Consider the following 6,021-nt stretch of genomic DNA (forward strand, 5'->3'; position numbering starts at 1 on the left):
CTCCACCGCCGAACCCGCCGCTCGAACCGCCTCGACCACCGCCGCCGCTGGGCAGTATCCCGAGCATCTGGCAGACAAACATCGTCAGGATGAACAGCATCACCAGAAACACGAAGATCCCCGGATGCCGTGAGACGAAGTCGCTTTCCTGATTGCCGCCGGAGTCATACACCGTGGACGGTTCATCCAGCGGATTGCCACCCAACACCACGAGCATCGCCGCGACCCCGTCGCTGATACCCTTGCTGAAGTTGCCGGTCTTGAACGCCGGGGTGACCACCTGATTGATGATCACCGAACTCTGCGCATCGGTCAGCCGATCTTCCAGGCCATAACCGACTTCAATCCGCAGCTTGCGATCGTCACGCGCAACGATCAACAACGCGCCAGTGTTCTTGTCCTTCTGGCCGATGCCCCAGTAGCGCCCCAGTTGATAACCGAAGTCCGCAATGTCGGTGCCCTGTAAATCCGGCAACGTGACCACCACCAGCTGCTCGCCGGTGGATTTTTCATGGGCCTGAAGCTGTTGCGTCAGCTGCTCACGCACCGCAGGTTCGATCATCTGGGCGTTATCGACCACCCGCCCGGTCAGTTCCGGAAACTTCAACTCGGCCTGGGCCGTCAGGGCAAACACCCACAGCAACAGCACCAGGCCAACTTTCAACACGCGCATTGGCAACCTCATCCGTGGTGACGCTACAAACCCATCTCGATACTTACTTGAACTTCACTTCTGGCGCTTTTTGCGCATCGGGGCTGGTGGCCTCGAAGGTTTCGCGGATCGGCAAATCGCTGTACATCACGGTGTGCCACAGGCGACCGGGGAAGGTACGCAGTTCCGTGTTGTATTTCTGCACGGCGAGGATGAAGTCCCGACGCGCCACGGCGATGCGGTTCTCGGTGCCTTCAAGTTGCGATTGCAACGCCAGGAAGTTCTGGTTGGCCTTGAGGTCCGGGTAACGCTCGGACACCACCATCAAACGGCTCAAGGCACCGGTCAGCTGATCCTGGGCCTGCTGGAACTGCTTGAGCTTTTCTGGATTGTCCAGCGTGCTGGCGTCCACCTGAATGGACGTGGCCTTGGCCCGGGCTTCGATCACCGCAGTCAGGGTTTCCTGCTCATGCTGGGCGTAGCCCTTGACGGTTTCCACCAGGTTGGGAATCAGGTCGGCGCGGCGCTGGTACTGGTTCTGCACCTGGCCCCAGGCGGCCTTGGCCTGTTCGTCGAGGGTCGGGATCGTGTTGATCCCGCAGCCGGCCAGCAGTGTGGTCAGCAACATCAAGGCTGCAACCTGCAGGCTCGACCGATAGTGGTGTCGTACATTCATCTGGTTGATGCTCCCTTGCACATTCCGTTGAAAAACAACCTTTGAACTTTGAACCCGGCTCTTGGGGCATAATCTGCCGCCGCCACTGGATTGCATCGAGCCAATGGGCTAAAAGATGCCCCAGCGCAAAAAACACTGCCGAAGTGTGCTGCATTTACCTGAACAACAATAGTCGCTCCCTAAATTTTGGCTGACCGGCGCGTATTCACTGCCGTTTAGGCTTTTGAGAAAACTATTCATGAAGAAGCTGTGTTTGCTGGGCCTGTTCGTCAGCCTGGCCAGTCATAACGTATTGGCCGCCACGACCCCCGCACCTCTGGAAAACAAGGACGCTTTCATCAGCAATCTGATGAAGCAGATGACCCTCGATGAAAAGATCGGCCAGTTGCGCCTGATCAGCATCGGCCCTGAAATGCCTCGGGAGACGATCCGCCAGGAAATCGCAGCCGGCAACATCGGTGGCACGTTCAACTCGATCACCCGCCCGGAAAACCGTCCAATGCAGGACGCGGCCATGCGCAGCCGGTTGAAGATCCCGATGTTCTTCGCCTATGACGTGATCCACGGCCACCGCACCATTTTCCCGATCCCGATAGCCTTGGCCTCAAGCTGGGACATGGACGCCATCGGCCTGTCCGGGCGCATCGCTGCCAAGGAAGCCGCGGCGGACAGCCTCGACATCACCTTCGCGCCGATGGTCGACATCTCTCGCGACCCGCGCTGGGGTCGAACTTCCGAAGGCTTCGGCGAAGACACGTATCTGGTTTCGCGCATCGCCGGCGTGATGGTCAAAGCCTTCCAGGGCACGGGCGCGAACGCGGCCGACAGCATCATGGCCAGCGTCAAGCACTTTGCCCTGTACGGCGCGGTCGAGGGCGGTCGCGACTACAACGTCGTCGACATGAGCCCGGTCAAGATGTTCCAGGACTACCTGCCACCGTACCGTGCGGCTATCGACGCCGGTGCTGGCGGGGTGATGGTCGCGCTGAACTCGATCAACGGCGTGCCGGCTACCGCCAACACCTGGCTGATGAACGATCTGTTGCGCAAGCAATGGGGCTTCAAAGGCCTGGCCGTCAGCGACCACGGGGCGATTTTCGAGCTGATCAAACACGGCGTTGCCCGTGACGGTCGCGAAGCCGCGAAGCTGGCGATCAAGGCTGGCATCGACATGAGCATGAACGACACCCTTTACGGCAAAGAGCTGCCGGGGCTGTTGAAGGCGGGTGAGATCCAGCAAAGCGACATCGACAACGCCGTGCGTGAAGTGCTCGCCGCCAAGTACGACATGGGCCTGTTCAAGGACCCGTACCTGCGCATCGGCAAGGCTGAGGATGATCCGGCCGACACTTACGCCGAAAGCCGTCTGCACCGCACCGAGGCCCGTGACGTCGCGCGCCGCAGCATGGTGTTGCTGAAGAACCAGGGCGAAACCCTGCCGCTGAAGAAAACCGCGAAAATCGCCCTGGTCGGCCCGCTGGCCAAGGCACCGATCGACATGATGGGCAGCTGGGCCGCCGCTGGTAAACCCGAGCAATCGGTGACTCTGTTTGATGGCATGACCAACGCACTGGGCGCGCAATCGACGCTGATCTACGCCCGTGGCGCCAACATCACCAGTGACAAGAAGGTGCTGGATTACCTGAACTTCCTCAACTTCGACGCACCGGAAGTGGTGGACGATCCGCGTTCGGCTCAAGAGCTGATCGACGAAGCCGTGAAAGCCGCAAAGGATGCTGATGTGGTGGTGGCAGCGGTGGGCGAGTCCCGTGGCATGTCCCACGAATCGTCGAGCCGCACCGACCTGAACATTCCGGCCAACCAGCGCGATTTGATCAAGGCCCTGAAGGCCACCGGCAAACCGCTGGTGCTGGTGTTGATGAACGGCCGTCCGCTGTCGATTCTCGAAGAGAAGGATCAGGCGGACGCGATTCTGGAAACCTGGTTCAGCGGCACCGAAGGCGGCAACGCCATCGCCGACGTACTGTTCGGCGACTACAACCCGTCGGGCAAATTGCCGATCACCTTCCCGCGTTCGGTAGGCCAGATTCCGACCTACTACAACCACCTGAGCATTGGCCGGCCGTTCACGCCGGGCAAACCGGGCAACTACACCTCGCAGTATTTCGATGACACCACAGGCCCCCTGTTCCCATTCGGTTTCGGCCTGAGCTACACCGATTTCAGCCTGAGCGACATGGCGCTGTCGTCGACCACGCTGAACAAAACCGGCAAGCTCGACGCCAGCGTCATGGTGAAAAACACCGGCAAGCGTGACGGCGAAACCGTGGTGCAGTTGTACATCCAGGACGTGACCGGCTCGATGATCCGCCCGATCAAGGAACTGAAGAACTTCCAGAAAGTCATGCTCAAGGCCGGCGAACAGAAAGTCGTGCGCTTTACCATCACCGAGGATGACTTGAAGTTCTTCAACGCCCAGCTCAAGTACGCGGCAGAACCGGGCAAGTTCAACGTGGAGATCGGCCTGGATTCCCAGGACGTGACGCAGCAGAGCTTTGAACTGCTGTAACCCTTAAAGCAAAAGATCGCAGCCTGCGGCAGCTCCTACAAGATGTACATCATCCCAATGTAGGAGCTGCCGCAGGCTGCGATCTTTTGATCTTGCCCTACCCGCGTCGATCCAGCAGATTCACCACCAGCCGATCCACCCATCCCCAAATCCTTTGCTTCACTCGCCGCCACAGCGGCCGGCGTTGCCATGCTTCCAGGCTGACTTCCTGGCTCTGCGCAAAGTCCTTCTCGAAACTTGCCGCCACCGCACGCGTCAGTCCAGGGTCCAGCGCTTCAAGGTTGGCTTCCAGGTTGAAGCGCAAATTCCAGTGATCGAAATTGCACGAGCCGATGCTCACCCAGTCGTCGATCAAGACCATTTTCAAATGCAGGAAACACGGCTGGTATTCGAAGATCTTCACCCCGGTCTTGAGCAATCGCGGGTAGTAGCGATGCCCGGCGTAGCGCACCGACGGGTGATCGGTGCGTGGCCCGGTCAGCAGCAGACGCACGTCAACACCGCGGCCCGCTGCCCGACGCAGTGAGCGGCGGACTTTCCAGGTCGGCAGGAAATACGGCGTCGCCAGCCAGATCCGCTGCTGGCCGCTGTTCAACGCGCGAGTCAACGACTGCAGGATGTCCCGGTGCTGGCGGGCGTCGGCATAGGCGACCCGGCCCATGCCCTCGCCCATGGACGGCACGCGTGGCAGACGCGGCAAGCCGAAATGCGAAGCCGGTTTCCAGGCGCGCCGATGCCGGTTGGCGATCCATTGGCGGTCGAACAGCAACTGCCAGTCGGTGACCAAGGGACCGCTGATTTCCACCATCACTTCGTGCCATTCGCTGGTGTCTTCGCCCGGCGTCCAGAATTCATCGGTCACCCCGGTGCCGCCCACCACGGCCATGCTCTGATCGACCAGCAACAGCTTGCGGTGATCGCGGTAGAAGTTGCCCACCCAACGCCGCCAGCTCAGGCGATTGTAAAAACGCAGCTCCACGCCCGCCGCCATCAATCGCTGGCGCAAGGTCAGGGTGAACGCGAGGCTGCCGTAATCATCGAACAGGCAGCGCACGCGCACCCCACGTTCGGCAGCCTGGACCAACGCCTGAACCATCGCTTCGGCACAGGCACCCGCCTCCACCAGGTACAACTCCAGCTCGACCTGCTCTTCGGCGCGGGCAATCGCGACCAACATCCGTGGAAAAAACTGCGGACCGTCAATCAGCAGTTCAAAACGGTTGCCTTCACGCCAGGGGAATATCGCGCCGGCCATGTCAGCGCGCCGTGAAAATCAGTACCGCACCCACCGGCACCGACAGACTGATGGCCGACAAACCGGCGATCTTGCGCAAACTTTCCAGGCCGGGGGCCAGGTCGAAATCCGCGGCATTGATGATCAGCGGTTCGAGGGTCACCACCTGGAAGCGTCGGTCATCGAGACGAGTCGCCAGCAGTTCGGCATTGTATTCATGTTGTTTGCCATGGAGGTTGACCGTCAGCGGCAAACGCAATTCAAGTTGCGCGCCGGGCGCCAGATCGTTGATCGGGCGTAGATCAATCTGCGCGGTGATCAGTGCTTCGGGGAAAGTCTGGATTTCAAACAGGTCCTTGCGCATGCGTTCATCGCGCAGCGGGATGCCACTGTTGACCGAGTCCATCTCGACTTCCACCTCGGCCAGGCCTTTGGGATCGACCTTGCCGTGCAGCACCAGAAAGCGTTGCACTTCGGAAATGTTGGCGTTTTTGGTGCTGATGAATGACAGCCGCGAGGACTCGCCATCCAGATACCAATCGGCATGCGCCGACAGGGTGGCACCGGCCAGCAGCAGGAAAGCGAGGGTTTTGCAGAGGAAGCGGTTGAACATAGAGACTCGTGGGGCAGATAAACCTGCACGAACCTTAACCGCCCGTGAGCCAATTGCAAACTTGTGTAGCAGCTGCCGAAGGCTGCGTTCGGTTCGGGCCGCGTTCGGACGAAGCAGTCGCCAATCCAGCCACCTCGGTCTCCCTGTAAAACCGCAGCGCCTGATTTCACGACTGCTTCGTCCGAACGCGGCCCGAACCGAACGCAGGCTTCGCCAGCTGCTATGTATGGACTCGCCCCCACTGTCTACCCGCTTTTGAAAAACCGCCGCCCCGTTGCATCTATGTATCAGGCCTATTCGAGGAAGCCGTCTTCGG

At 60.1% G+C, this 6,021-nt stretch carries 5 protein-coding genes; 1 reads left to right on the forward strand and 4 read right to left on the reverse strand.

What is annotated here, in order from left to right:
• On the reverse strand, positions 1–673 hold a 673-nt coding region (locus tag WLY71_RS29125), incomplete at its 3' end, for a TPM domain-containing protein (protein ID WP_347806324.1).
• A 43-nt stretch (positions 674–716) separates the two neighbouring features.
• Positions 717–1,328, reverse strand: a complete 612-nt coding sequence (locus WLY71_RS29130) for a LemA family protein (protein WP_149417837.1) — start codon at positions 1,326–1,328, stop codon at positions 717–719.
• Between the two features lie 238 nt (positions 1,329–1,566).
• Here WLY71_RS29130 and bglX point away from each other — a divergent pair, with 238 nt between their 5' ends.
• The gene (bglX, locus tag WLY71_RS29135; RefSeq protein WP_347806325.1) at positions 1,567–3,858 is read left to right on the forward strand and encodes a beta-glucosidase BglX; all 2,292 of its coding nucleotides are present in this window, start codon (positions 1,567–1,569) and stop codon (positions 3,856–3,858) included.
• A gap of 97 nt (positions 3,859–3,955) precedes the next feature.
• On the opposite strand, the gene WLY71_RS29140 is transcribed toward bglX, so the two are convergent.
• Both WLY71_RS29140 and WLY71_RS29145 read right to left on the reverse strand, forming a co-directional pair.
• Positions 3,956–5,113, reverse strand: coding sequence for a phospholipase D-like domain-containing protein (locus WLY71_RS29140; protein WP_347806326.1), 1,158 nt, complete (start codon positions 5,111–5,113; stop codon positions 3,956–3,958).
• Position 5,114: 1 nt separating this feature from the next.
• Positions 5,115–5,705 (reverse strand): YceI family protein, encoded by a 591-nt coding sequence (locus tag WLY71_RS29145; RefSeq protein WP_347806327.1) that lies wholly within the window; start codon positions 5,703–5,705, stop codon positions 5,115–5,117.
• Between the last annotated feature and the right edge of the window lie 316 nt (positions 5,706–6,021).

This window comes from Pseudomonas rossensis (assembly GCF_039888995.1).
Classification (GTDB): Bacteria; Pseudomonadota; Gammaproteobacteria; order Pseudomonadales; family Pseudomonadaceae; genus Aquipseudomonas; species Aquipseudomonas rossensis.